This is a genomic window from Mucilaginibacter sp. RCC_168 (assembly GCF_041355315.1).
Classification (GTDB): domain Bacteria; phylum Bacteroidota; class Bacteroidia; order Sphingobacteriales; family Sphingobacteriaceae; genus Mucilaginibacter.
Genome location: NZ_JBFUPN010000014.1, coordinates 1 through 26,719 on the forward strand (window position 1 = coordinate 1; position 26,719 = coordinate 26,719).

Below are 26,719 nucleotides of genomic sequence, written 5' to 3' on the forward strand. Positions count from 1 at the left end.
CGTTCTTTATAGCACCGAAAACGTGCAAGTGGAAAAACCAGAGAAAATCGTAAAACTTATAAGGGGCAATACGATTATGGCGCACGGTTCTACGATCCGATGATTGCCAGGTGGACGAGTGTGGATCCGTTGGCTGATATGAATCAAAATATTTCGCCATATAACTATTGTAACAATAATCCGATATTATATATTGATAAGTTCGGATTAGATACCGGGAAAGTAATTAATCTTAATGAAGTTAAAGTAACGGCTACTAAACTTATCAGGGACGTCCTGGAAACGGTGTTATATTACCAGCGATTAGCTTCACTTAATCGATCGCATACATTCGGGGATCGACGCCAACGAATCGAAGAGGCTAATAGTTTTGAAGAAATGATGAAGAACGCAACCGTAAGGCGAGCTAGTAAAACGATTGTCAAAGGAGAGTTATTGGAAAAGTTAAAGAAGGACCCTGCATTGCAGGCGTGGCGGGAGAAGGTACTTGCGAAATATCGGGCGGATCCGAAGCTTAGGCATTTTACTACTGCATTGAAACTGGGCGGGATGCCGTTTTTTTCATCAAATGGAGACACAGAAGTGAAATTATCGATTCGCGGTGCAGTATTAACAGCGGATATAGAGCACTCCGATGGTGCAACTGTCATCAATTTTCAGATTAATGATAAATTTGATTTAGATTATCAGCAGGGCCGAGGAGCACTTTATAATGGGATCAATGGAATTCTTAAGCCTATATTTATAGGCGTTCTTGACGGCCGGAATAATATGGCAGTGCAAGGTAACTGGAGTGAAATAATGTATGATAACAAACTATGAAAATAACTTTTTTATTTCTTTTAATAATTTTGTCATTATTTTCTTGTACACGGGTATCTCACAAACAATCCGATGTGGATGAATTTTATACCGATAAAGGAGAATGGGATTCAGCCAGATTGCCATTCATTAAACCTTATGAAGCAGTTATTGTGACTAAGGAGTCGGGATGGGGTATGAATTTGGATGGTATAGACGGCGATACAGGTTTTTTTAATATTAAGAAAGCAAATATTATAAGAGGCGTTATCCTGGTATATTACACTAACTCACTTCTTCATGGAAATTATGTAAAGGAAGGTTGGTATGTCATAATTCCAGGGAAAAAAATAGAAAAAGGCTTTGCAACGCATGAGGAATACCTAAAATATTTAGAAAGTATTCCCATAACGACGGAGCCGATCCTTCATGATATGGAGTCTATTGCTGATTACTATGAACATCATGATACTATAGATTGGAAAAATATTCACTGATTTCGAGTATTTCCTGCTACCGCAAACGTCCCGCTTGTGGTCAACAGGACAAGTAAACGCAATACGAAGCCCAACCATATCGGTTGGGCTTTTACTTTTTATAAGCTAACCTTGTCTTAGCATGCTGGATAAGGCAATCTATGGCGTACATAATATGCTTCCTGCCCTCATTGGGTAGTTGCCTACTTTTATCCGCTGTTACGGCCATTCGCTTTGGGGATGGCCATACTGTTATTTCCGGCTGTTATTGCACTGATGAATGGGATCATGCGGCCTATCGTATCGGCAACCGGGGCGATGGTGACCAATTCGGACAATAGTATCGCTTTACTGCTGAAGCAAAAGGAAGATGCGATTAAGCACAGTTCCGGTTATGAAATGTATGTGGGTGATGATGGCAATGGCGACCGCAGTAAGTGGTATAAGTATACCCATCCTGATGATCCGAACGACCAAAATGAGGGCACTTTTTCGGGTTTGGGTAATGATGTGAAGTTCTGGATGGATAAAATGCAGTATAATTTCAAGAACAATATCAAACAATGGCTGAGCGAGATCCTGCAGGTGCTGTATGCGGCGGCCATCCTTTGTATCAATGTGATCCGCACTTTTTACCTGATCGTACTGGCCATTTTAGGGCCGCTCGTATTTGGCTTCGCGGTGTTCGACGGTTTGCAGCATACGCTGACCCAATGGATCGCCCGGTATATCAATATCTTTTTGTGGCTGCCTATCGCTAATATTTTCGGAAGCATCATCGGGCAGGTACAGCAGGAAATGATCCGGCTGGATATTTCGCAGATCCAAAGCAGCGGGGATACGTTCTTTAGCCAGACGGATCTTTCGTACCTGATATTTCTCTGCATTGGCATTGTCGGTTATTTTTCGGTGCCAGGCGTCGCCAATTATGTCATCCATGCGCATGGCGGTAACGGCTTGCTGAACCGGGTCACCAGCGTGGCGGCAACAACGGTAAGCACTACCATGAATATTGCTTCGGCTGCGGGCCATACCGCCGCAGATACCGCTCGTGCAGGAGCAAAATTGAGCGGAACCGCCGCTGAACGCACGGGGCATGGGGCCTGGAATGTTTTGCATGCCCCGCGCAACTTTTGGGAAGGCTATCACAGCGCCGGAAGCCAGCACCAGAAAGACCGGCTTTCCGGTAAAGACAGTTAACACGATTTATCAACCATTCAATTAAAGTCTCCCCTTCCGGGGAGGTTTAGAGGAGGCTGCGGCTTATGTTTCAACACTTTAAAAATATCGACACCGCATTTAAGCATATCAAGCTGTTCAGCTATTTGCTGATCGCGGCTAACGTGGCAACCATGTGTTTTTGTATTTATAAAAGCTACCAGGTGGTGGACCGGGCGCAGAACCGGGTACATATCCTCTATAACGGCAAGGTGCTGGAAGCGTTGTCAGCCGACCGGAAAACCAACCTGCCGGTAGAGCTGCGCGACCATATCAAGACCTTTCACGAGGACTTTTTTACGCTGGTGCCGGACGATAAACAGATCCAGGCGACCATCACTAAAGCGCTTTACCTGGCCGACGGCAGCGCCAAAACGGCTTATGATAATTTACGGGAGGCCGGTTATTACAATAACCTGGTATCTGCCAATATCAATCAGCAGGTGCAGGTGGACAGCATCCGGCTGGATATGAACAGCTATCCTTATAGCTTCACCTGTTTCGCCACCGAGAAACTGGTCCGGGCGACCAGTACGGTCACGCGCCGGTTGGTGACCCAAGGCAAGGTCAGCGACCTGAAGATAGAGACGGATCAGAACCCGCACGGCTTTCTGATCCAGGGTTGGGAGATCCTGCAAAACCAGGATGAACCCGAAAAAAGTAATCAGCCATGAAGTGAGCTTGCGAGCTCCAGCTGGCCATTTAAAATCAATTAATAGCAGATGAACCTATTCAAAAAACAAAACAAGGGTGGCAGGCAACCAGCGGTTTGGCTGGTTAAGGTCTGCTCGGACATCGAGCGAAGACAACGGAAGGTTGCAGGCTATCTCAGCCGGCGGACGCAGTATTGGAACCGGAGCTCGCGGCTGATTGCGCTGGGCTTGTTTATCCTGCTGTTCGGCGGTTGCTGCCTGCTCTTATGTATCAAAGCATTTATTCACCTATAGCCAATATTTTATGACAACACCAGAAAAAAGAAAACTCATCGTGCTGCTGGTTATGCCGGTTTTTGTGCTGCTGTTTTCCGCCTTGGGCTTTTATGCCCTGGGCGGCGGGCAGGGCGCGGATGCGGGAGAAACGGCGGCACGAAATCCGGGTATCAACACGGCTTTGCCGGGCGCGAAACTGCAAAAGGACCGGGCGACGGACAAGTTGAGCCTGTATGACCGGGCGCAGCGGGACAGCGCGGCGGTGAGATCACATTCGGCTGCCGGGGCGTTCGCGGCACTGGGCTGGGACACGGCGAAATTCAGCCGGCCGGCCACTCCCGCGGAGGATAACGAGGTTAAAATTCAGCAACGTTTGGCCGCCATTAACCGGCAGATCAGCCAGCCGCCGCAGCCGGTGAAGCCAATCACTGCTGTTGCGGACAATGGGCAAAGCGAACAATTAAAGCAATTGGAAAAATTGCTCAGGCAAAAGCAGGCGGAAGTGAGCGAACCTGATCCGCAAATGGCCCAATTGAGCAGCATGCTGGATAAGATCAGGGATATCCAAAATCCCGCCCTGGTGCAGGAGAAACTGAAGGCGACCGCGGTGGTGCAAAAGCCGGACAGCGCTTTTAAAGCGATACCGGCTACCATCGACGGTAACCAGAAGGTAGCGCCCGGCGGTGTGATCAGGCTGGTCTTGAGCGATACCATGCGCATCAACGGGATGCTGCTGCAAAAAGGGCAATCGCTGTCCGGTCTGTGCACGGTGACTAACCAGCGGCTGTTGCTGGATATCCGGAATGTGCGCCTGGGCACTTCCATTATCCCGGTCAATCTCACCGTGTTTTCGCTGGACGGGATGGCGGGCATTGCGGCGCCGGAAGCGGAACTCGACGAGGCCGCCGGGCAGGGCGTAAACGGCGCGCTGGAAAGTATGCAATTCCTGTCGGCGGACTATTCGCTCGGCACGCAGGCGGCGACGGCGGGAATCTCGACGGCGAAAAGTCTCCTGGGTAAGAAAGTGCGCAAGATCCGGGTAAAGCTGCACGGCGGGCAACCGGTGTTGCTCCGGCTCAACAAAAATTGACATGAACCTGAAAACGCCCTATGCCTCATCGGTCATCAGTATGCTCGAAGAGGCCCAGGATGTCGGCTTTAACTATGTGGTCTGGAGTGAGGGAACGATGCCTGGTTGGCCGGTCATCCCCTCGGATCTTAGCTTCTTCGATACCTATGGTGCCGCACAGGAACACTGGCAGGACCTGACAATTTTCGATGATACACCGGTATGGGAAGAAGCCCCGGTTTACTATTTCAGATCGGTAGAGGTAATGCTGGAGGATATTAAAAAAGCGAATGGTTTAACTAAAGAACAAGATATGAATTACAACAATCTGGAGAATTTAAAAGACGAGCTTTCCAAACTGGGTTTTGGAAAGAAGGTCGCGGAAGACATGCAAAAGCAAATGGAAAAAGGCGCCGGCAGCTTTGAACTGCATGACCGCGTGATGGGCAGTAAAGGGCAGGTCGACCTGACGCTGCATTTCCGGCAGTCGGGCCAGTCCGAGAATTATTACCTGAACAAGTACGATGTGCGCCTGCTGAACGGCAAACCGCTGGCCGAGGGGGAGAAATACCTGGTCATCCGCCCCAACGAAAAGGAACCGGGCAAGAACGATGTCAAATCTTTTGACCAGGTAGAACAGGCCATCAGCTTCTTTAAGGTACAGCATGGGGATGCGCTGCTGGCCGCCGGTAAAGACGCCGGGCATAAAACGGATCTCGCCCGGATGGAGCAAGGCAACGTCAACTACCTGGAAAAAGATTTTGCCCGGACTTACAAGAACCCCGGCATCGGTCAAACCTTTTTTGTGGAGCGCGGGAAAGGTTTTACTGCCGAGCAGGCGGTGAACCTGATCCAGGGGCGGGCGGTTTTTCGTGACGACCTGATCAAATTAGGCGGTGAGCCTTATGCGGCCTGGAACAAACTGGATATGGATAACCAAAAAGACCGTTACCATAATTTCCAAATGCTGCAATACCATGTGCCGACCTATGGGTTTATCCTGAAGGATACGCTGGATAAGTTCCAGATCAAAGAAATGGGCGATGAGCAAAAAGCCGGAAAGCTGATGCGGGAACTGGAGAAAGGCAACCGCCCATTGGTAACGGTTTTAAAAGGTGACCAGGAGCAAAAGCTGTTTATGGAAACTTCGCCGCGTTATAGCCAGTTGAATTTCTTCCGCGAGGACGGAAAGCCGGAAAAACGGGAGCAATTCCTAAAAGAGCCTTTGCAGGAACAGAAGCTGGAACTCAACAAAGGCAAAGGACAGGCTAAGGAGCAGGAACAGGGCATGGCCGTTTAAACGGTTTACTTATGTTCGCCGCTTTTATTAAAAGACAATTAATCTATATATTCATTTAAAAATTAAAACCATGGAACAGATCGCAAAATTGAAAGATCTTCTAACCGCAGCAGAAGCGGACGCGGACAAATTCAGCAAAGGAAATAATGCAGCGGGCACGCGTTTGCGTGGTACGATGCAACAAATTAAAGTAGCCGCCCAGGAAGTGCGCGCTGCTGTTACCGAAGCGAAAAACAAAAAATAATAAAAGTTAACAAAGATTTGGGGAAGCCCTGCCTTTTTCAAGGCAGGGCTTTGTTCGTTAGGACGGTGGACAGCATACGTCACCAGGCGAAAAATTAATTAAAATTATCATCAAAAAAAATCATTTTCCTTAACTTTATATTTCTTGAATGCCGCTGCAGCTAATTGTATTTTTATCCCGGTTTCTGTCTTTACCTAAAATTAAAGCGTATGGAAACGATCCTGATACAAGAAACAGATGCCGCTACCTTAGAGGTGGTCACTGTTGCTTTACAAATGGAAGGCTACCAGATTTGCAGCCTCACCGACCATCATGAAAATGCACTGGAAATGATCCGGCGGCATCATCCCAAACTCGTCTTGCTGGATAAGCCGTTATTCCGGCAGGCAGATCGTTCATTGGATCAAAGCGCATTTTCCCGAATTGCCGGTGATCGCCTTTAGCTGTGATAACCAGATCGACCAGGCCTATCAGCAACTGGGTTTTGACGGTTACCTGAAAAAGCCGTTTGACCTGGAAGAGCTTTACGGAATAGTTCGGAAATATCTTTCACGCCGCAGTAAACGCCCCCGGATTGCCGAACCCGCTTAAAATCGCCAGATCGAGATCAAATAAGCCAAATAACAATAATTGTTTAACCAGGCCCTGCCAGTGGTAGCGACTTTATTATTTCAGGTCATGTCAGCAATAAGTGCAAAAAAAGAACCGGGCAGGCAGCCAGCCGAACTGAAGACCGAAGGCCCCTTAAATGAAAAAGATCAGCAGGGACAGGCGGCGGAACAGCAACGCAAACTGGGGGAGATCGCACTGGCTGAATGGCGGCGCCTGAAAGAAAAGATCAAACAAACATTAAAGAAATAAGGTTAGTTGATATTTATAATTGAAGATTAAAAATATCAACTGTATATCAAAGCGTAAAGCGCGATCAGTTCATTGCGCGGGATGGTATCCATACGCATGGTCTTGTTAAATATCAAAGGCCTTTCCGCATCCGGTTCAATGGAAAAATAGGCTTCAATAGGTGGTGTAAATAAATGACCATAATTAAAGGCTATCTTTTTTACACCGGCTTCCCACCGCGTATGCTTTTCTGCTAGAGTCATTGTTTCGTTGTCATGATCAGCCAAAATAGGCGTAGTTTAAATCAGCAAGGTCAATTCTTTTATGCCCGTTATTCCGGATGTGCTGAAAATCATCCCTTAACTGATCAAATTCCCTTTTGGCTTCCCAAACTTGTTGATCTCTGATCTTAACTGGCGATGTAAGCTGAACAGTTCATCCAATTTTTTTTGAACGTCGATTTCGGTAACTGTCATCACTTTATACCGCAACAGGTAAAGGCAATAAGGACGGATTTCTTATTTTTTCCAGGATCTGGCATATATCCTCGTTAATAAGCTCCAATGATGGCCGGGATTGATAAGCCAGTTCAATTTGGGTAATAATGGAACAAAGTTCATCCAGTACTGCCGTATCCAGCAGCTCATGGCTGTCTATTTGTTTACAGTCGTTGATCCCCAACGTCTTACTGAAATAATACGGATCGTTATTTAAATTAATGCCATAGATAAGTTGGTTCCCGGCTTGGCTGGTAATATGCGAAACAAAGAAGAAGTAAGTTTGATTATTGATGGCTATGGGGATCATGCGCTGAATCTTAAATAAGTGAACGGCTAAAACGAGCAATAGTAATGAAGAAACGGGTTAGGTTGTAAAGTTAGCGGGCCCCTCCAGGTGATATACCTGTCTGTTGAACAAGACAAAACGTAAACTGTTTCACTCAAAGCTATTAATATTCAATAAGATATGCCATCGTTCAGATTGTGATTTTTTACTCCAACGGTGCAATAATCTGAAAGTAATAACTATCGGTACAGAATGGTTTTGAATAGTTCTGCCCTCTTTTGACAGGGCTTTGTTGTTAAAAAATACTATTTTTAGGTATTCAAAACCGATGATGATCTCAATTACACCGACCCCTTACCGCAAGGTTTATAATATGGCTTATACCGATACAGCCGTACTTAAACTCGAAAAAGCCCATTTTGCCGGTATCAATTATACCCCTGGTCACATGGTCATTGTTTTTGAATTTTGCTTATTTAAAAAACTGATCATCGAAAACAAGGAGGATTTGAATTTCGAGGATGTTACAATCTACTTTTTAAACACCTTCATCAGGGAACTGGAGGTGGCGAACGTTACCGATGATAAGATATCGATCCATTTGGCGTCGTGTATCTTTTCTGGCCGGGTTTCTGCGCCTAAACTCAGTTTTGTCCAAGTTAATAACTGCCTGCTGATTCACAGCCTGTTTTTGCTGGGTGTCCCCAATATCCGGATCAGTTACACAACCGAGAATATTTTTCCCTACTGGTGGAACCAATTATTCAAGCGGATCAGCATAAGCTTTAATTATTTTACGGAGGAAGACCAGCGTTATCACATTGAAAACCCGGTTAAACTTACCGTTACTTCCACCAAAAAAGGTGATGATAGGCCCGGTTATTATGTTATGGAAAACAATACCAAGCCCTACCATATTGGCTACCATTTATCGGAAACCCGGGAAAACTTACTTAAACTAAGCCTTTTTGTTCAGTATAGCGGCGCTGGCGATGAATTTACGCAGATCGAGAATGTTAACCTGAAATCTTTGTCCCTGACGGGTAATCCAGATGGAAAAGTTGCGGTGGAAAACACCAACATCAGCAACTGGTACCTGTCCGAATTTTCACCTAAAACAGAAACCGGGTTTTATAATATTACCCCGAGGCTACCGGCCGAAGAAGAAACCAAGCTAAGCATTCACAAATGTAATTTAGATAAGGTCTGGTTTGATAATGTTTATTTCGAGGACTTTGACCGGCTTTCCTTTTACCGTTCCAAGTTTTCCAGCGCAACCTTTACCTCTTGTAGTTTTCCTGATTCTTACGACAAATTCTCGAAGTTCACACAGATCGCTAATATCCATTATCCCGAAAACCGGACTAAAAATTATGACAAGGATCAATATGAAATATTTTTACAGCTAAAAAAGGCGCTGGATGCAACGGGCAATAGTTACGAAAGCTTAAAACTACAGTCCATTTCTCAGGCGGCTTTGCGCAACATCACTGCGATATCGGGCGGTGATAAATTCATTTTGAGTACAAGCGACCTTTCCAATGACCACGGCCAATCGATAGGGCGGCCATTTTTATGGTTCCTGGCCATCAGTATCGGCGGTTATCTTTTGTATTTATGGTCGTTAGATCGGGTATTCCAATGCACGGGTTTTGACGCCAACCTGATCGGCTACTATTTTTCCTTTATTGATATTACCCACCGGAGTGATTTTCTGGTAGACAAAAAGGAGATCAATGGCTGGGCATTGGCTATTGACTATTTCACCAAAGTACTGATCGGCTACCTGATCGTTCAGTTTGTGGCAGCTTTTAGAAAGTACGGACGTAAATAAGTTAAATAGCGGTTATACCTGATATATTATATTTGCACAAATGATCACCAAAATATTTATCGGCGGGTTTCCCTTAGCAACTGATGAAATGGCGATTGCCCAACTGGTCGGCCCTTATGTAGATGTTTTGACGTTGAAACTTGTTCGGGATAAAGCAACCCGGAAGAGCAAGGGCTATGCTTTTGTCGAAGTGGCTAGTCGCGAGGCCGCTGAACTGGCCATTGAGGCGCTTCACGGTAAAATGATGGGTGACCGGGAACTGACGGTAAGTATCCGCGAGGAAGAACCCGTTGAACCAGCGCCGGTATATCAAAAATTAGAGTGCGGCAACGAACCCGTCAAAAAGAAAAGGCCACGGCTATCCCGTTAATCTTCGTCAGGCTGGTTTTTGAAGCCGAAATCGCCCTCCTTGGGGTCGAAAATTTCCAGTTGAGCCGGGTCAGCCGTTACCGCAAACCTGGCCTCGTCCAATTCTTCCCAACCCAATTCAAAGCAATAATACCGCGTTCGACCGTTTTCCAATACTTTGCTGCCGGTGTAAAATGTCCGTTTAAAACCCTGCCAGTATAATTTTTCAAAGTCAACGATCCATTTTTCCCGGTCGCCAATCGCTTTCTTGAGTAAAGCGTAATTCTTTCTGATTGCCCGAATCACTGCTTGGTGCCGATCTTCATAACCCGCTGCTGCTGATTCCTTTAGCCGTTTGCGGGTAGCCCTGGCACGGCAAATATCATCACAATACACCCTATCCGAACGGCCAAAGTTGATCACTTTACCGCAGGTCAGACAATGCCGATCCGGTACTTCTTTCATCTTCAATGAATTAAATCCTAATAAACGAACGCCGTTCGGCTATAATTGATTGCATTCCGGCTAATTTTTTTTGTGATCCTACTTTTGATCGAAAGGAGGTCCAAATGAACGATCAGCATATTTTAGCAGAAGAAAACTTTTCTTACCGAAACAGGCATTTCTATGTGGAGTACAAACAAGCGGTTAACCATAGTCATTATTTGAGCCTGGCCTGCGTGGATGCGCGGCAGCACCGGCGCTATTTCCTGCCCATTTTCGAGGAGAATTTAGAAACCTTCATTCAGGCGCTCTGCTCCGTTTTCCGTACAGCGGCTTACCGGGCGGAGTTACGTGGCGGTCAGGGCGACTTGTTCAAACCGGCGGAAAAAATAAAAGGCATTAAAAGCTGGGAACCCGAAGCCCGGCCGCGTGAGAAATTGATGGAACAGGGGCGCGAGGCAATGAGTGATGCGGAATTGCTGGCCATGCTGATTTGTGCCGGGCTGCCGGGGATGACGGCGGTGGATTTAGCGGAACAGGTATTGGGTGTTGCGGGGCATGACCTGAAGCGGCTGGCGGCTTTGGGAGCGGAAGACCTGATGGCAATAAGGGGCATCGGGCATGCAAGGGCGCTGTCGGTGATATCCGCCATGGAACTGGCAGTTCGCCTCGCGGTGCGCGAACAGCCGCTGCATTTTTTAAAGCTGATCAAAACCTGATGCAACCGCTATTACCAATCATCCGCAGGCTGCCGGTTATGTTCAGCCAGTTAAAGGCATCGCTGATGGCCTGGAGAGACATGGGGCATGGATTAGGGTCGATCCGGCATTGGACGCCTGCCGAAATGGATAAGTTTCTTACTGAACTTTATGTCATGGTCGGTGAGCGACTGATTTCAGTATTACCACGCTCCATATCCTTATATCATTGGGATATCAGAGCACCGGCTGAGGTTTGCAGCGGCCCGGAATTATTATCGCTTTTAGGTTCACTAGCCGTCATATTAACCCAGCCATTACCCAATGAAGCTGAAAGCGACCTGCTTCAACTGACCGAACAACTCTACTTTTCGCTCATTGGCCTGCTTCATGCCGAGGAACCCGGCGAATTAACTCCTGAACAACTGTTGGCAAGCCACTAAAGCCAGCCGTTCCAGCCGCGTCCTTCGTCCGCCGCTTCACGGCTTTTGGGCAACATGGCCGTGTTCCCCGGCCATATTGCCGGGTGCTGTTGATTACGATCCCCTAAGCGCTTTCAGCTTCCCCAATTTTTCCCCGATGGCTTTTTCGCAAGCAAATTTCTGAACGGCGGGTCTGAATGCCAAGACCGGGGCCCTGCGGGTTTGCTGGAAAAAAATCTTCCCTGCCCGCTACGCGGGCGAGGTATTTTTTTCCGCAAAGTCTTGTCCTTCTGCCCGCCGTGTTCAGGTGAGGGTGCTTACAAAAAGCCAGCGAGGCGTATGCCGAGCGGTGTAACGGAAAAGCATAACGGATATGGACACACGGAACAAAAGAGCGCCACCGGGCAGACGGACTGCACAGACCGCCGACCCTCACAAGGATTTGAAATCGAATTAAGTAATGAACATTTAAAAATTAAGATCATGAAAACGACAGTAGTTGAAAGCAACAAAGGAAATAACAATAATAATGTAACAACAGGTAAAGTGAACGGCTTGCCCGTAGGTAATGGCTTTACCGATAAAAAGGAAGAGCCGAAAAAAGAAGAGGCCAAACCCGAAGCACCGAAAGCGGAAGAACCCAAACCGCAGGTTCAGGCTGAACCCGTCAAAACTGAACCTGCAAATGCGGAGCAGGCACAGCCGCAAGCCGAGTCGAATAAGAAAGAACTGAAAGAAAGCTTTGCGGTACAACAGGCGCAGCGGTTGGAAAATACCGTAAAACTGGTGGAGCAATTGGGTAAGAAGATAGCCCAAAAGAATAAGCTGCAAAACACCATCAGTAATTTGGACAGTTTCACCGTTACCCAAAACGGTGAAAAGGACGATATGGCAAGCGACAGCCGTTTTGCCCGTTGTGAACTGGTGATCTCCGATGATGACGGCAACGAGTTTGTAACCAAGAACCCTTTTATTATCGCCTACGTAGCGCAGGAAGTAAAACAATTGTGCATTGATAAACTGGCCGAGGTAGAAGCAAGTATCGTTATCCCTTTGTAAATAATGGCAATGGCCTGTGTATGCGTGTACACAGGCCATTTTGCTAAATGGTTGAACCATCTAAAAGCTAAGACAATGTTAGAATTATTTATCGAATTGACCAACCAAATATTTTGGAAAGGTTACGCCGAACAACTGGCCACAGAGAACCCCGCCGTATTTCAAATAGAACTGGCGGAATTTATGAATTGCTATAATCAGTAAAGCTATGTACGATACCATATTTCTATTGGTCAAAGCGACCATACAGACCAGTCACAAAAATGTGCATGAAGCTATTGCCGAAATACAGCACAAGGCAACCTGCACAATTACCAGCACCAAAAAGGTGAAGGTTCACGAGATCAAATTTATGGACTATAAACTCAAAGTATAACATGGAAACACAAAATCAAAATATCATCAAGCCCAAAGTGTGGCAGATTTTAGGTAAAACGATTACCAAGTGCAAAACCAGCGCCGAGGCGATACAAGAAGCGGGTTTGGATTTTACCGTATGGAAGCACCCGAATTTACACGCTTTACCGAGCGGTAATAACATTATTTCCGATAACAGTTATTTCACGTTCCGCACCGATACCGAAGCCATTTTGGGCGATAAGGTCGGTTGTGATTACGAGATGGTGCAAAATGTCGATGCGTTCGGCTTTTTCGACAGTATTATCGAAAATTACGGCGGTCTGCATTATGAAAGTGCGGGAAGTTTAGGCTATGGGGCATTAACCTATATTACGGCCAAGCTGCCCGAATACATCAAGGTGGGACGTTCCGACCTGATCGAGCAATATTTGTTCCTGACCTCAACTCATGATGGTACGGGCAGTATGACCATTGCTTTTACGCCCGTAAGGATTTATTGCGCTAATACTTTAAATGCGGCTTTGCAGAATTGCAGTAATTGTATCAAAATACGGCATACTGCCAGCGCAGCCGAAAAATTGAAAAGTGCACATAAACTGTTAGGCCTGACTAACCAGTTAAGCACCGAAATGGAGGCCATTTTTAACCGCTGGTCACGGGTGCGTATCAGCGACCCCGAACTCAAACGCTTGATACAATTGGCGATGGTGCCGAATAAGGAAACTTACGAATTGCTGAAAACGGGTAAGGAAAGCGAATTAAGCAGCCAGTTTAACAACACCGTAAGTGCGGTTTTAGATTATTCCCTGACCAGCCCCAGCCAGCAAGAAGCCACCACCAAAGGCACGTTATTCGGTTTTTACAACAGCGTAACGGGCTATTACCAAAATGTAAAAGGTTACCGGGATAACGAAGCGAAATTCAAATCCATCATGGGCGGTACAGGTTTACAGCGTAACCAAACCGCTTTTGAATTATGCAACGACTTCGCCAAGCAGGGCAGCAGTATTTTTAATTAATTAACAGGGGGCAGCAGTGCCCCTTTATGCCTTTACCACAAAATTAAAACATCATGAAAACGATAGAGCAATTAACCAACGTAGATAAAGCCAAGATCATATTTGACCTGTTTAAAAACGAGATACCCGATTTTTTGGAATATAGCCAAAGCATGGGCGAAAGGATCAGCAAGGATAAGGGAGAATTAATAGCCAACTGGAACAACCCGTTTTTAAGCTATCAGCAATGGCTTAGCTTGTCTGAGCAGGTAGTAGCAGCCATTAAACGTTATGGTAAGTCATTGGCAAAAAGCAGCAATGTATTCGCCGAACAACTTTTTAGCGGTTATGCTGCCATCTTTACCAACCATTGTTTAGAGCAATATGGGTTGCATCATGCAAAATCGCTACGATTAGCAAGAGCCATCCAATTGTTTTACCTGCCTGAAACACCTGCCAGCCCAAGCAATCAACAGTATTTAGTACTGGAAATGCACGGCGGGGCTGCCTATGCCGCCATTTGTACCGATACGGACGGCAATAATTTAGTGTTTGATAATCGGCCAGCCGCCGAGGCCGAAGCCACCGATTGTCAAGATGGCTTGATTGTCGAAGTGTAATTATATTCAAAGTAACCTGCAAAGCCGCCCGAAATTCCGGGCGGCCCCTTGCGGGGCGCAAAGTGCTTTTAAAGAGATTACATGGATTTAAAATGCGATTAAACTTTCTCTAAAATAATTAATGATTCTCTTAGGGGAGCTTTATTTGTGTTGAGTTGGGCATATTGTTGCGAGGATGTTCTTAAATATCTTAAACAGTGAATGCCCTTTAACCTTAAATTAAGCTCATGTCCTAATTCTCCAATAATTAAATCTACAGGTATATGAACGCCGGCATAAGCAGAGGTGCTAACAACAAGCCAAATTTGACCGTTTTTTCTTAAACAAGACTTAAGTTGTAATAAGATGGTTGCTAAATCATCAAAATATGCTTCTACCATTAACGGGATTCGTTTATTCCATAGCATATCTTTTCTCTCCAAAATCAAATCGTAAAATTTCTTTAAATAAGGAGTTCTAAAATTTATATCGCCATTCCAGTCAACCTGTACATGGGAGCGGAGTGTTTGAAGCCTTAACTTGCGAAGTTCAAGATTATCAGCAACGAAGCCCCCCAAGAACAGTTCTGGTCGGTAGATATCTGTGTAGTCAAATGAATTTAGATAGGGAGGAGACGTAATTACCAGATCAAATTCATTGTCAGGTCTTTTTTCCGAGGTAAAATATGATCGGCTATCCGAAAGTAATATTTCCGGCACAAATTTTTTATCAATCGGATTGTTTTTTACATCATTTGCGATTTTTAAAACCAAGTGTTTAAATTCTCGTTCGAAATCGCTACCAGAATATGCTGTTGACTGCCAACCTTTTTTGTAACGAACACCTTTCCCATCTTTTTTAACGTTTGAGCATTCCATTGCACTTATAAGTGCAGCGAATTTATACAGAGGCTGTAAATGGGCATCCACATGTTTATTGATAGCATGTAATGTACCGGTATAACGACGGATAACGCTGGTATTAAATAACCATTTGTCTAATCCCTCTTTTGACGTAAAAGTCGAAAAGCCTTCCAAATCAGAAAATGCGCCAGGCTTACTTTCGTCAACGATTTTATTAATTAAGTTGTGAATCTTTGATTCTTCTAGTTCCCATACGCTACTTTTTATGATTGAAGTAAAGTGTAAGAATGGGTTAACCTCTATGCCAGTTGCTTTATGCCCGAGTAATGCAGATGTTAGGGCGGTTGTACCACTTCCGCTGAATGGATCAAGAATACTTAATTTTTTCTTTGAATTTGTGGCATTAATAGCTTCTTTTACTAAAGTCGAAGAAAATCCCTCCTTGAAATAATACCACTGATGGCGAGGCTGTTCTGATGTTGTCGTGAAATTAAAAAAGTCTTTGTTTTTATAAGGCCCGTCTAATACTAATCTATTTTCCATTAAAATTATGCGCTTTTTCTTTTTGAAGCTGGCTGATTGATCAAGTGAAATACATATGCGGTTGCCCTCGATGACAACTCCATCGTTTCGCATTCCTTTATCTGTTTCCAGTTGCCAGTTTCTTCTTCAATACTGATAAATTTGTTGAACTCTTCTATTATCCTGCCATCATAAACCACCAATGTCGCTTCAAGAACTACTTGGTCGGACTCCAAATAATTTTCAACCTGGTGCATCGCACTTGTAATCTTACTTAACGTGTAATCGGAATTCTCATTTTTTCCTAACCATTTCAGTTCGAGTAAATAATTGTTGCCACCATGTTTTACAATTTCTATATCCGTCTCATCTGCACTTAATTTTTTTGGTTTTGCATACACTTTTACCATAGATAAATGTTCACTAAACCATTGAACTAATGCTAATTGAAAAATTTCCTCTGTTTGTCCACCCCTTAAAATTCTTTGACTCTCTTTAAACCAATGTTTAGTTAAATTTGTCCTAACTTTTTCTTTGTAAAAATCAATAAGAGAAATTTTATAATCATCTGCGGTACGATTAAAACGATTATTTACCGGCGGTTTAGCTAATGGATTACGTACATTCTTTTGATCAGTTAGCATTCCCTTTGAATAAATAGAAATATCCAGCCCATTATGTATCTGAATCAATATGCAGTCATTCTTTTTTGAATAACGGGAAACTTCGAGATTACTTAGATTGTCTATTCTTCCAGATTCTAAAACCTGTAATGTCCCATTTACCTTGATTAAATTATTATCATTCTTAATCTCATCTAAAACTATTTGACTTGAAACTATAGGGCCGGTTTTGGTTTTATCAAAATCTAAAACAAGGATACATTCTTGTGCCCCAATATTTGCAAAATTATCCTTAAGAAAATGAATAACTAATTTTAGAAATTCATCTATTTCATCAACGCTTTGTTCGGGGAAATCAAGCATTAATTGTACAGCACAATCTTTGCATACCTTATCTATTTTTACGTTAATATCTGTTGAGTAAATGTATTTCCCCATTAATTTAGCAGCTTAAAAAATAATGAGAGCATGTTTTGCTTTGTAATCCGTTGACCGTTTTGTAACATTTCCTCAAATTGATATAATATTCGTAAACTTTCATTGGTAAACAAACTCATATAATCGAATTTGTAACCATAACCTGTTGCTCTGCTTTGAATGTATGTCGGTTCTGAATAAACCAGTTCCATTAGTTTTTTCCAGCCTGTTTTTTCAATATGCTTAGCCATTTCATTAAAGAGCATAATTTTATTTTGAAAGTGCTCCTCGTTATTCAACGCTTCAAACAACTTAATCCCAGCTTTTGAAATTTTATATGATACAGCAACTTTCGAATGTTCCATATGCATGGATTCAACAACTACGAAACCACGAAAGGCAAGCACATCAACTGCGTTGGTTATAGATTCGTCGAAAGGGCCATTTTTATAAGTTTCGTGCCCTTCAGCTGGTGCTAAAATATCCCAAATAACTGATATCGTGTCTGATAGGTAAATATACTTCTGTAATTGAATTCGGCCTAAGAGTTGATTGTACTCCTCAGCATTGTTAAGCGCCAACAGCACATCGATAAATCGGTTATTGCTGTTTTTAATCATTTCGCTTTAAGTATTTTATCGATTTCACGGTTTAATAATTCTCGGCCATAGTCAGATGCCTGAACTTGTGACAAGTTGCCAATTTCCAGTAAATTGAGAAAATAATTAACCCTTTTCTTCTTCTCCTTGACCTTAGTTAAAATGTTTTGTGCGATCCCTTCAACCTGAATATTGCTTGTTAACAACAAAATATTTTTGTTTGTCCAAGAAAAGAGCTGAAACATATCTGCAACATTATTTATGTAAGTAATATCCAAAGCATTTTCGGGCGTTTCACAGATGAATGTGCCTTTATAACCGCTCAGTTCATTTATTAGATCAACCAATGCCATTCTAAACGCTATATCAAGAAAGAAACGTTGAGCTTCAGAACAGCTTTCCGGAGTACGCCTAACTCTATCATTAAAAACAGGCACAAAAAGCTTCAAATTCAAAAACCTATCTGAACTATCAATAGGTGATAATGTACAAGGGATAGTTAGAAACTCCGTTGCATACTTTTCATAATAAACAAATAGTTGCTCTATTCGATTATTATTTGTTATATTAAAACCTTCATATTCACTATTGAGTTCCTGTTCAAGCCCGTCAAACTGGATTTGGAGTTCGTTTCTGTCAGTGACTAAAGCATTGTACGCTGCTTGTAATTTTTCCAGAGGCGCGCTTTCAACCTCATTGGCCTCGGCAGCCTTTTCAATATACACTACCGATGAACGTCTAGTAAGAATATGTTCGTTAATTTCTTGGTTGTATACTCTTAGCGATTCTTCAAAATTATTTATATCATTTTCAATAGAAATAATTTCCTTTTCCAAGTCAATTTTCAATTTGAGTTTTTCGGATAACTCCGCTTCTGTGCCGGGTTTTAATGATCCAGATTCAAGAACCTGTTCTGTGCCGCAAATAGGGCACCTGTCTTCTTTAATAAAATTAACAGCCCTGTTATATAAATCTTCCGATTGATTACCACATGCAGGGCATAATTTGTAATGCAATAATTTATAAACTGATAATTTTGCCTCGTTAGATTCTAACTTATTTAATTGCTCAAAGAAAAAAGCGTGTTCAAATTTTGAAAGATCATCTCTCAGCTTATCGATTTCTACAACGGCATTTGTATGCTTAAATTTTAAATCGTAAAATTCACGGCGTTTATTAGTCAGTTTGCCGTTGAGTTCCAATATATTTTTCTGTAGTACATCCAGTCGGGATTGATCGAATGATTTTTCAGTCAAATCTACAACATCAATGTCCGCAGTAGGGGGTTGCTTATTAGCTTGGCCATCCGTAGATTGTTGTATCCTTTTTTGTAGTGCGTTAATACTTACAGTTTTGTGTCTGATGGCACTATCAATCTCTTTAATCGTGTTTCTACGCTTACGAAACCAGTTCTCTGCATTTGGATCAGCTAATATTTGCATGAGAATGCGCGTTTGCGCCTCCATATTCCACGCTAAATTTTCCCTTTTTTCTGAAAGATAGCAAAGCTTATGCACTACAAAATTGAAATCTTCTATATTGCTATAACCGCATTGTTCCCGTAAATATTCCTCAAATCGCTGATCGGATAACTGTTTGTCGTCAGTTATTAAAACACCATCAATGTATAATTCACTTATTTTATCAGAAGAGACGCTTCTTTTTATAGTAATTATGGCTTCGCCAAGAAAAAAACTTACTTCGATGCTGGCGTTAGCTGGATGATCTAACCTGTCACGAAAATAACTCCGGTTCCAGCGCCTATCTTTGAATTGTGGTTCGATATTATCATCTGCGGGGCCTGCGATGCCATAAATAACCGCTTGCAATATTGTAGTCTTTCCTAACCCGTTACCTCCCAAAATGATATATAACTGATCGTTAATATCAAACTCAACTGTTTTAGAAAAAATGGGATCAAACCCGGTAAGTTTGACTTCTTTTAAGCGAGGTATAACGATATTCATTTAGGTTCGACGGTGATTGGGTTGTAATTAACAAAAAATAAAGATATACATTATATTTAATTTGTTATTTTATTGCTTTGTATTAGTGAAATTATAACAAAATGCGCGCTACTACTTTACAGCTACCTAAAAACTCGTATTAGAAGAGGCTATCTCTGAGACATTTAAAGAAAAACTTAACTATAGTTGGCTTTAGTGCATATTACTATATGCAATTTTAACCATACTGAAACCGTATCAACTACGAATTAAACTGATTTTCAATATTTAACGTCTTGATATTGTTAAATATTTATTATTTTGTTCGACCAAACTTTATACAACCTTTATTTCCCTTCATGAGCGTAGGAGACAACAAACATTTCATCTTTTTTGGTCCGAAATTCAGTCAGAGCCATTTTGATTCTATTTTCATCAATAATATACCGGCCACTGCGCCTGACGGTGGAAAAAAATTGGTCAATCATTTTACCCGGTCGTTCGATCCGTCAGTGAAAGAAGTGATTTTTGACCTCACGCTCACAGAGTGGGTGGCGACCGAACAGATTAATTTTCTTTTTGCTTGGATGAGAAACATTAAGTTCTCCGGGAGGAAATTGAGGGTAAGGTTACCATTCAGGCATGAGTTAAGCCGGATCTATAGTGCTTCAGAATTAAAGAAATTTGAAGACCGGTATGCTACACTACAAGAGTCCCTATATAAGGACAGTAAACGCAAGATCGGCCGGCGAAAGCGGAGCAGTGATTACCTGATGACCGTATACGGTTTATTTTCAACGCTGGAATTTGAACAAAGTATATTTGAGCATCTGCCTGAACCCGGGGAATTTAATAAGCAGTATGATAAGCTTAAAGCCCAAAGCCATCAGATCATCCCTTTTACGATCTTCGATACAGCACTTGACAACCAATATATTAAATTTGATACGCATTTCCAGGACCTGATCGGCAATAATTTAGAAACCAGCAGCAAGACCAGTAAAATATTTGAACTACAGAACGAGCTGGCGCAAATGCTGAGAGACTCTTATTGTTATTCTCCTTTCGAGAGCAAGATCATCAGCAATATCATTACCCAGGAGCTCTACATTAATTCATTGCAGCATTCTTTTGACGGTACCGACAAGACTTTCTTAAGGGAGGCCTATGTCACCGTTTTCCTCTCCCGGCAATGGGGTTCAAAAACGGACACCCCTTATTTTTTAAACTCTTACAATGACGAGAAATATAAGGAAACGTTGACTTTTTTTAAGGATAAGGACAGTATCCGGGAAAAAGTGGCAAAGACTTTAGCAGCGCGGAACAACCGACCTGTGCTTCCGCGAAAAGTGAATTTATCCTCCTTTGATCAAAACGAGGATTTTAAAAATTCGGCCTACCTGGAATATTCCTTTATCGATTTCGGACAGGGTATACCGAATTCCCTCGGGGAGGAATTCCGTAAAAATTTTGCCGGGAAAAAGTCTAAATACCTTTTATCTTCCAGCTTTGCCAGCGCGAACGAAGACAGCAAGATCATTGAATTCGCGTTGTTGCTCGATTCTTCCAAGGAGCCTTTGGACCGTAATATCGAGTTTTATGAGCTGATCCCCCGCGGTCTTTATTTTCTGATCGATATGGTGCGGCGCTATAATGGCTTGCTCACGGTCAGAAGTGGCAAAGGTATCGTAATCTGTGATTTTTCCGATCAGTTGTATATTGACAACCAGCTTTCCAAACCGATTGCCGAATTGAGGCCGACGATCAATGTCAGTGACGCGATCATCCACGTTGAAAATAAAGACGACATTGAATTTCCGGGGACCCTGTTTACGATCGTTATTCCGGAGAAGGAAAATCTTTCCAAGTTAAAATCCAATAATACCAGCGTGGCGCCGGTCAGGATGGATATCGAAATCCTGAATGATTATGCTTACCAGCTTGGCGCCAATCCGGAAGAATGGGTCGAACACAGTGCGCCGAACTTTATTTCGGAATCCTTTCATTATTTAAGTATCCTTTTTATTTATAATGAAATTCTTGAAAAGCTGAAGATCGACGAGAACAGGCATGAAATTCACGTCAAAGATATTTACAACAAACTATTGCTGGAGATCAACAAAAAGTTTGATGAATTAAGCGGCGAAAACTGCATCCTGTTTTTTGACTTTGCTGGCTTAAGGAGCGGTAATGTATCCTGGATCAAAATACTGTATTACCTGATGATCACCCCCAAGGTCAACGAACTGACCAAAGTGATCATTTTCAATTTGCCTGACGACGAAGATAAAATGGTGAAAGACCTGATCCAGAATTATATTCATGTCGATATCCAGGGCATTAAAAAAAGGCTCCATATCCCTGAGCCATATATTTACAAACCGATTCCCTGTATTGAATTCAATAGTGACAAAGATGAGGGTGAACTGATCGAATGGATCGGGTTAAAACACCCGGATGACAGGCCGCTCTTGACAAGCTTGTTATTGGGTAAAAAGGATTCTTATCCGCTGAGCAATTTCCAGTCGCCCGAAAATACGGAAGGAACGATTTTCTACCGACAGGCAGGCCAGCTCCTCTCGGCTTATTCCGGACTGGAGAAGCTGAAGCATGAATTTTATCAGCAGCGGCAAAAAAACATTACACAGTTTCTATACCAGCAGGTTAAAAATGGTGTCATTGCCGGCAAAGAAGAATATGTATTCTTGACCTCTGGCGGTGGGTTTCAGTTTGAATACCTCTCGCTTTACGACGTATTGCACGATAAATACATGGCCCGCTATTTTGCGAAGTGCCTGCTGGATGATTACCTGGCTAAAGTTAATACCATCCTGGCCGAAGAGTTGAAAGACGGGATCACGGATATCGACTATACGCCATTTTGTTTCACAAAAATAATTGCTGTCACGATCAGCAGCCAGCTGGTAGCCACTTCCATCTATAATATCTTGCAGGAAGAAGCCGCGTTTGAAGTCCTGCTGCCTAAAATAAAGGGGAAGGAGGCATTACCCACACTGATCATGTTATCCAGCTATTATTCCTTTGATGTTGAAAAACCATTTGAAAAAATTGACAGCAAGGATTATGTCATGATCGTTAACGATGTTATTTCAACAGGAAAACTGGTCAATAAAATGCTGCATATCATTGAAAAAAGCAAGCGTGCTACCGTAAATGCTATTTTTTCAATCGCCGATACCCGGGTACCTGCCGGCGAAAAACTAAAAGATTCCTTACGCCGGGAAATCACCTATGAACCTAAAGATGACATTGAACCCGCCATTTTATTCACCCTGGCTAATTTCAAAAGCGGATTGGAGCTCCGCAAATTCGAGGGGCCTTATGATGGCATCGCTAAATTAAAAAGGATCAACCCCTTACTGAACAGCATTGTTGAATTTAAAGAATCGCATACCGAGAACAATAAGATCCTTTTTCCAAAGGTGAGTGGCATCATCGACGATCCTAAACTGCATCAAAATTTCTTTAAAATAGGCCATTTTGGCCAAAACTTGACCCATGTTGGTTATATGACAGATCTCCGGCCCCTGTTTTCGACGCTGGAAGGTTATGATTTGTTGCAGTCGATGTTTGAAAAGCTATCGGATAAGTATCTGGAGTTGAAAAATGAAAGCCATCAGGAGAAATTAAGTTACCATGCGAACCAGATCAGGTTTATTTTAAAAGACCTGGGTAACGAGTCCGACTTATCGCTACTGGATGACCTGATCAGGGAACAAGGTGAAACGAAAACCGACACCGAAAAAAAAGCGCTGGAATATCGGCCCGATTATGTCTTTTATCCGATTTTTTCCGGTGTCGAAAAGCTGGGGCCCCTGAAGCTCAGCCGGATTTTCAAAACTTACGAGGACAATATTATCGGCTTACAACGTTTTGAAACGCCGAAGGGCTGGCGGTTCCCGGTACCTGCCAAGCGGTTAAACCATTTGACCTATAAAAAGAAAATCCTGATCCTAGATACCGGTTCGTTAACAGGTGATTCGATCATACAAATGATCGATACCCTTTGCGTCCTGGAAGTAAAAGAAATTGTGGTGCTCTCGATCATTACCAGAACAGAAGATTTCACAAGAGAGCTATTTTCAAGGATCAAGGCATTAAAAGTTAAAAAATTAAAGGGATCACCGTCGGTTGAACACCCGCTTGACCATACCAGTGTCCCGACGGATATTTTTTTCGGCATTAACCTGCAAATCTCGGTTTATAATTCGGCCCTGTCATGCCCCTTCTGCGCGGAGCTGCATGCTTTAGATGCTATTGCCAAGGACCATACCCACAGGATCAGCCCTCCTCATAGTGTTGCAGAATATCTGCGCATGAGAAAAAAAGAACTGGCTATTTTAACGACAGCGAAAGATGAGCTCGTAAATAGCCGTTATCTACCTGTTTTCAAACATAACGGCGAAGTTGATACGAAGGGGATTTTCAAAATGAGAAATGAATTTGGCCGGATCGATACCTACCGTTTCTATCCGGATTATTTTGAGAATTTCAATCAATTGCAAACTGAAATCATCGCGGAAAATAAAGACAAAACTCTGCCGACGTTTGAAACCGAGTCTATTAAGGTTAGGATCGAACAGGTTTTGATTTGCTTGCTTCACGAGCCTCATTTGATTGACCTGTTAAATAATTTTTTAATAGACCTGGTTTCCTTCCTGAAAAAATATTTGGCAGGACGTATCTTTTCCGTCAAAGAGTCCTTAAGTGATCAACTTTACTATAAGTGGCAGCCCTATGCGCTTTTACAACTCGGCTTCTTACTGATCAAGGATGATGTTTTTAAATACACAAACTTCATCACCATATTGAAGTGGAATGACAGTAATTCAAAAAAACTGTTACTATACCAGGTATGGCACGCGGTGTACCGGTTAGACTTTATCGACGAAGAACGCGAAAATATTGATTTCTTATTGCAAACATTTCTTCATGGCTATGAGGATACAAATGCTGATCCCCTGGTCTTTTCCAATTCAAATAAAGAATTTTACAGGATCATCACCCGGAATTACAAACTGGCAGAACTCAGTGATCCGACCAAACTAGATGTTCCTTTCTTTAATTTGAGCAAATTCCTGTTGCAAGGGCAGGGATTGGAAGGCCATTTCTTCCTGAAAGATAAGATCAACGAGGTGATCGATGCGATATTGGAAGCGCCGTTGTCGCTGGAACGCATTAAGTCCAAGTTCCATGAGGTCATTAAATTATTTGAGGATGACCTGGAGCCAAATTTGGATGAAATTTTAGCGGACCAGAACCTTAAACATTATTGTAAAACGGTATTTACCGCAATTTCATATGAAAACAAAGGTTTGGATTTTTATATCAAGACCTTGAAGGAACTTTATTACAAAATAGATCCGGTTACCCAGGAGGAGATCAGCAGCATCGCTGAAGAAGTATACCAGATCAAAGAGCTGTTAAAGGTGCTGATACAACAAAAACTGGACTTCACCACCAAAGACGGGTTTTATGACGTATTTACCCAATTCCCAACGAACCTTACGATAGAGCTCCATGACGTATCCAAACGTTCAGATCTTAAAGTTAATGTACTGGACAAGGATAAGGCCAAGGACGTTTTAATTAATTTTAACAGGCGGATCTTTGAAATCGTGTTGCTGGAGATTATCAAAAACGCCAAAGCCTGTTATAAAAAACGCGAACGGGAGAAACCATTGGAAATTGGCTTTGAATTCGAACGCTTACCGGGAAAATGGGTCCGCCTGATCATCACGCAAAACTTTCCTTATATTCCGCCGGAAAAGCCTGAAAATGATGGCGGATTAATGAATATTGTTAAACACTATGTGGAAGCCTTCGGTGGCTCTTACACCAATAACAAAGATATGGTAACCGGCGGTAGTGGAGCAGATTTTCAAATTACACTGGAACTAAAAATACATCAAAATGAGCAAGATAAACCTGATCATTCTAGGGCGCATTGAGGAAAAAACCGACATGATTTTTTACAAAGTGTTATTACGTCAAAATTCATTGCTTTTTAACAAAGCAGTGGTGCAGCTATTTTCAGTGGCGAGCCAGTTTTTTGATTTTCTCGACGGTATGCCGGACGATTTTTCATTTGTATTATTGGTGCATGCAGGCCTTCGGAATGACACGGAAGGAGATGATGGCATCAATTTCGCGAAAGAATTGCGGAGCTTTAAGGCATTTGAGGGCTTGAAATTCGAGTATACCTCCCGTGATGGGGCCCAAAATAAATCCTTTAACGGCGGCAAGCTCTACCACGCCAATACCTTAGCAGATGACGACTTTGACCTGAGTTGTTTACCGGTGAACACCATGCGTGAGCTCAGGGGAAAAACAGGCGACGGGAAGAGCACAACAGCCGGTGCAGTAGAAAAAAGCCCGGCCCAGGCTGAGCCTGAAGTTGTTGATTTTGCGGTGGTGACGGCTTTGTATGACGACGAGTTCAAAGTGTATGAAGCGGATTGCAATTTAGAGACAGGTGTTGGCGTTTATAATTCACACAAAAGCATATTTAAAGAAAAACGAAGGGGGAATTTTGGCGAAGATTATGACCAGCCGTTTTATGTAATCCATCAAGAAAGAATGGGCCTGGTAGACGGGGCGATCCACGCTACACAGGTCATTTCGCAAATTCAGCCTACGTTCCTTTTAATGTCGGGTGTCTGCGGCGGACGGCAGGGTTCAGTGAATTTATATGATGTGATCATTCCTTCTACGGTCCATGATTATGCTACAGGCAAATTCAAAGAGGGTAAATTCGAATCTTTAAAATACTATTCACAAGCCGACCGGGACCTGATCAGTTTCCTTGAAAAAAAGCGGGAAGATATCATTCTAAATATGAGGTTGATCATTGACAAAGGACGCGCACATTTATTGCGCAGCGATTTCAAAATCGTCATCGATGAATTCGCCTGCGGACCCTGGGTAGTCAAAACTTCGGGTTTTATAGACAAAATGAGTTTTGACCCGGAGCATCCGGAGAATAGTGAAAAGTATGACTTCGATACTATTCCTGTGAAAAACATTAATTCAAATATCAAGGGGCTTGAAATGGAAAGTTATAGTATTCTAAGAGCCGGTCAGATCATTCAGAAATCCAAAAAATATGCCCTGGTGGTCAAATCGGTGATGGATTTTACCAATGAACACAAGTCCGACGGGCCAAACGGAAGTGTGAAAGCGAATGCCGCTTATATCAGTTATATCTGTGTCAGGGCGATGATGCCCTACCTGCTTGACTTCAAACAAAAGCAAACCGTCTGGAAATAATATTCATAGCCAAGTAAAATTATTTTGAGGAATT

At 42.9% G+C, this 26,719-nt stretch carries 27 protein-coding genes and 1 pseudogene; 21 read left to right on the top strand and 7 right to left on the bottom strand.

Going from position 1 to position 26,719, the window contains the following annotated elements:
* Nucleotides 1–60 precede the first annotated feature (60 nt).
* The 10 genes and pseudogenes from AB6735_RS14455 to AB6735_RS14500 all read left to right on the top strand — a co-directional run.
* Nucleotides 61–822: pseudogene (locus tag AB6735_RS14455) on the top strand (RHS repeat-associated core domain-containing protein); the annotation flags it as partial.
* Complete coding sequence (locus AB6735_RS14460; RefSeq protein ID WP_370996554.1) at nt 819–1,298, top strand: hypothetical protein; 480 nt, start codon at nt 819–821, stop codon at nt 1,296–1,298. The pseudogene AB6735_RS14455 and the gene AB6735_RS14460, both read left to right, overlap by 4 nt.
* Nucleotides 1,299–1,517: 219 nt before the next feature.
* Nucleotides 1,518–2,477, top strand: coding sequence for a conjugative transposon protein TraJ (locus tag AB6735_RS14465; protein WP_370996555.1), 960 nt, complete (start codon nt 1,518–1,520; stop codon nt 2,475–2,477).
* Between the two features lie 65 nt (nt 2,478–2,542).
* On the top strand, nt 2,543–3,169 hold the full coding sequence (traK, locus tag AB6735_RS14470) for a conjugative transposon protein TraK (protein ID WP_370996556.1): 627 nt from the start codon (nt 2,543–2,545) through the stop codon (nt 3,167–3,169).
* Nucleotides 3,170–3,452: 283 nt separating this feature from the next.
* Nucleotides 3,453–4,514, top strand: coding sequence for a conjugative transposon protein TraM (traM, locus tag AB6735_RS14475; protein WP_370996557.1), 1,062 nt, complete (start codon nt 3,453–3,455; stop codon nt 4,512–4,514).
* Between the two features lies 1 nt (nt 4,515).
* Nucleotides 4,516–5,793, top strand: coding sequence for a hypothetical protein (locus AB6735_RS14480; protein ID WP_370996558.1), 1,278 nt, complete (start codon nt 4,516–4,518; stop codon nt 5,791–5,793).
* Nucleotides 5,794–5,863: 70 nt separating this feature from the next.
* Nucleotides 5,864–6,037, top strand: coding sequence for a histone H1 (locus AB6735_RS14485; protein ID WP_370996559.1), 174 nt, complete (start codon nt 5,864–5,866; stop codon nt 6,035–6,037).
* A gap of 209 nt (nt 6,038–6,246) precedes the next feature.
* Complete coding sequence (locus tag AB6735_RS14490; RefSeq protein WP_370996560.1) at nt 6,247–6,480, top strand: hypothetical protein; 234 nt, start codon at nt 6,247–6,249, stop codon at nt 6,478–6,480.
* Nucleotides 6,467–6,628, top strand: a complete 162-nt coding sequence (locus tag AB6735_RS14495; RefSeq protein WP_370996561.1) for a hypothetical protein — start codon at nt 6,467–6,469, stop codon at nt 6,626–6,628. Before AB6735_RS14490 ends, AB6735_RS14495 begins: the two co-directional genes overlap by 14 nt.
* An 87-nt stretch (nt 6,629–6,715) precedes the next feature.
* Nucleotides 6,716–6,898 carry a hypothetical protein gene (locus AB6735_RS14500; protein ID WP_370996562.1) on the top strand — a complete coding sequence of 61 codons (183 nt, stop codon included), beginning with the start codon at nt 6,716–6,718 and terminating at the stop codon, nt 6,896–6,898.
* 35 nt (nt 6,899–6,933) lie between these two features.
* On the opposite strand, the gene AB6735_RS14505 is transcribed toward AB6735_RS14500, so the two are convergent.
* Nucleotides 6,934–7,140 (bottom strand): hypothetical protein, encoded by a 207-nt coding sequence (locus AB6735_RS14505; RefSeq protein WP_370996563.1) that lies wholly within the window; start codon nt 7,138–7,140, stop codon nt 6,934–6,936.
* Nucleotides 7,141–7,357: 217 nt separating this feature from the next.
* Nucleotides 7,358–7,684 (bottom strand): hypothetical protein, encoded by a 327-nt coding sequence (locus AB6735_RS14510; RefSeq protein ID WP_370996564.1) that lies wholly within the window; start codon nt 7,682–7,684, stop codon nt 7,358–7,360.
* Nucleotides 7,685–7,991: 307 nt separating this feature from the next.
* On the opposite strand from AB6735_RS14510, the gene AB6735_RS14515 reads away from it, so the two are divergent.
* Complete coding sequence (locus AB6735_RS14515) at nt 7,992–9,497, top strand: hypothetical protein (RefSeq protein ID WP_370996565.1); 1,506 nt, start codon at nt 7,992–7,994, stop codon at nt 9,495–9,497.
* A 40-nt stretch (nt 9,498–9,537) separates the two neighbouring features.
* Nucleotides 9,538–9,867, top strand: coding sequence for an RNA recognition motif domain-containing protein (locus tag AB6735_RS14520; RefSeq protein ID WP_370996566.1), 330 nt, complete (start codon nt 9,538–9,540; stop codon nt 9,865–9,867).
* Here AB6735_RS14520 and AB6735_RS14525 read toward each other — a convergent pair.
* Nucleotides 9,864–10,310, bottom strand: a complete 447-nt coding sequence (locus AB6735_RS14525) for a DUF2116 family Zn-ribbon domain-containing protein (protein ID WP_370996567.1) — start codon at nt 10,308–10,310, stop codon at nt 9,864–9,866. The genes AB6735_RS14520 and AB6735_RS14525 overlap by 4 nt on opposite strands.
* Before the next feature lie 104 nt (nt 10,311–10,414).
* Between AB6735_RS14525 and AB6735_RS14530 the strand changes: the two genes are divergently transcribed.
* The 7 genes from AB6735_RS14530 to AB6735_RS14560 all read left to right on the top strand — a co-directional run bounded on the left by AB6735_RS14530 (nt 10,415) and on the right by AB6735_RS14560 (nt 14,446).
* Nucleotides 10,415–11,008, top strand: a complete 594-nt coding sequence (locus tag AB6735_RS14530; RefSeq protein ID WP_370996568.1) for a UPF0758 domain-containing protein — start codon at nt 10,415–10,417, stop codon at nt 11,006–11,008.
* Nucleotides 11,008–11,430, top strand: coding sequence for a hypothetical protein (locus AB6735_RS14535; RefSeq protein WP_370996569.1), 423 nt, complete (start codon nt 11,008–11,010; stop codon nt 11,428–11,430). The genes AB6735_RS14530 and AB6735_RS14535 overlap by 1 nt, the downstream gene beginning before the upstream one ends.
* A gap of 462 nt (nt 11,431–11,892) precedes the next feature.
* Nucleotides 11,893–12,468 carry a hypothetical protein gene (locus tag AB6735_RS14540; RefSeq protein ID WP_370996570.1) on the top strand — a complete coding sequence of 192 codons (576 nt, stop codon included), beginning with the start codon at nt 11,893–11,895 and terminating at the stop codon, nt 12,466–12,468.
* A 75-nt stretch (nt 12,469–12,543) separates the two neighbouring features.
* Entirely contained in the window at nt 12,544–12,672 is a 129-nt protein-coding gene (locus AB6735_RS14545) for a hypothetical protein (RefSeq protein ID WP_370996571.1), read from the top strand.
* Between the two features lie 4 nt (nt 12,673–12,676).
* On the top strand, nt 12,677–12,844 hold the full coding sequence (locus AB6735_RS14550; RefSeq protein WP_370996572.1) for a hypothetical protein: 168 nt from the start codon (nt 12,677–12,679) through the stop codon (nt 12,842–12,844).
* A gap of 1 nt (nt 12,845) precedes the next feature.
* Nucleotides 12,846–13,847 (top strand): DUF932 domain-containing protein, encoded by a 1,002-nt coding sequence (locus tag AB6735_RS14555; RefSeq protein ID WP_370996573.1) that lies wholly within the window; start codon nt 12,846–12,848, stop codon nt 13,845–13,847.
* Nucleotides 13,848–13,900: 53 nt separating this feature from the next.
* Complete coding sequence (locus AB6735_RS14560) at nt 13,901–14,446, top strand: hypothetical protein (RefSeq protein WP_370996574.1); 546 nt, start codon at nt 13,901–13,903, stop codon at nt 14,444–14,446.
* Nucleotides 14,447–14,544: 98 nt separating this feature from the next.
* Here the strand turns inward: AB6735_RS14560 and AB6735_RS14565 are convergent, their stop codons facing one another.
* Genes AB6735_RS14565 through AB6735_RS14580 form a run of 4 tightly spaced genes read right to left on the bottom strand, consistent with a single transcriptional unit; the run spans nt 14,545 to nt 19,416 of the window.
* Nucleotides 14,545–15,831, bottom strand: a complete 1,287-nt coding sequence (locus AB6735_RS14565) for a DNA methyltransferase (protein WP_370996575.1) — start codon at nt 15,829–15,831, stop codon at nt 14,545–14,547.
* A 5-nt stretch (nt 15,832–15,836) separates the two neighbouring features.
* Nucleotides 15,837–16,871, bottom strand: coding sequence for a hypothetical protein (locus AB6735_RS14570; RefSeq protein ID WP_370996576.1), 1,035 nt, complete (start codon nt 16,869–16,871; stop codon nt 15,837–15,839).
* A complete protein-coding gene (locus AB6735_RS14575) occupies nt 16,871–17,470 on the bottom strand; it encodes a hypothetical protein (RefSeq protein WP_370996577.1) in 600 nt (199 codons plus the stop codon). The genes AB6735_RS14570 and AB6735_RS14575 overlap by 1 nt, the downstream gene beginning before the upstream one ends.
* Nucleotides 17,467–19,416 carry an AAA family ATPase gene (locus tag AB6735_RS14580; protein WP_370996578.1) on the bottom strand — a complete coding sequence of 650 codons (1,950 nt, stop codon included), beginning with the start codon at nt 19,414–19,416 and terminating at the stop codon, nt 17,467–17,469. The genes AB6735_RS14575 and AB6735_RS14580 overlap by 4 nt, the downstream gene beginning before the upstream one ends.
* 338 nt (nt 19,417–19,754) lie before the next feature.
* Between AB6735_RS14580 and AB6735_RS14585 the strand changes: the two genes are divergently transcribed.
* The gene (locus AB6735_RS14585) at nt 19,755–25,367 is read left to right on the top strand and encodes a hypothetical protein (protein ID WP_370996579.1); all 5,613 of its coding nucleotides are present in this window, start codon (nt 19,755–19,757) and stop codon (nt 25,365–25,367) included.
* A complete protein-coding gene (locus AB6735_RS14590) occupies nt 25,330–26,685 on the top strand; it encodes a hypothetical protein (RefSeq protein WP_370996580.1) in 1,356 nt (451 codons plus the stop codon). Before AB6735_RS14585 ends, AB6735_RS14590 begins: the two co-directional genes overlap by 38 nt.
* The last annotated feature ends 34 nt before the right edge of the window (nt 26,686–26,719 follow it).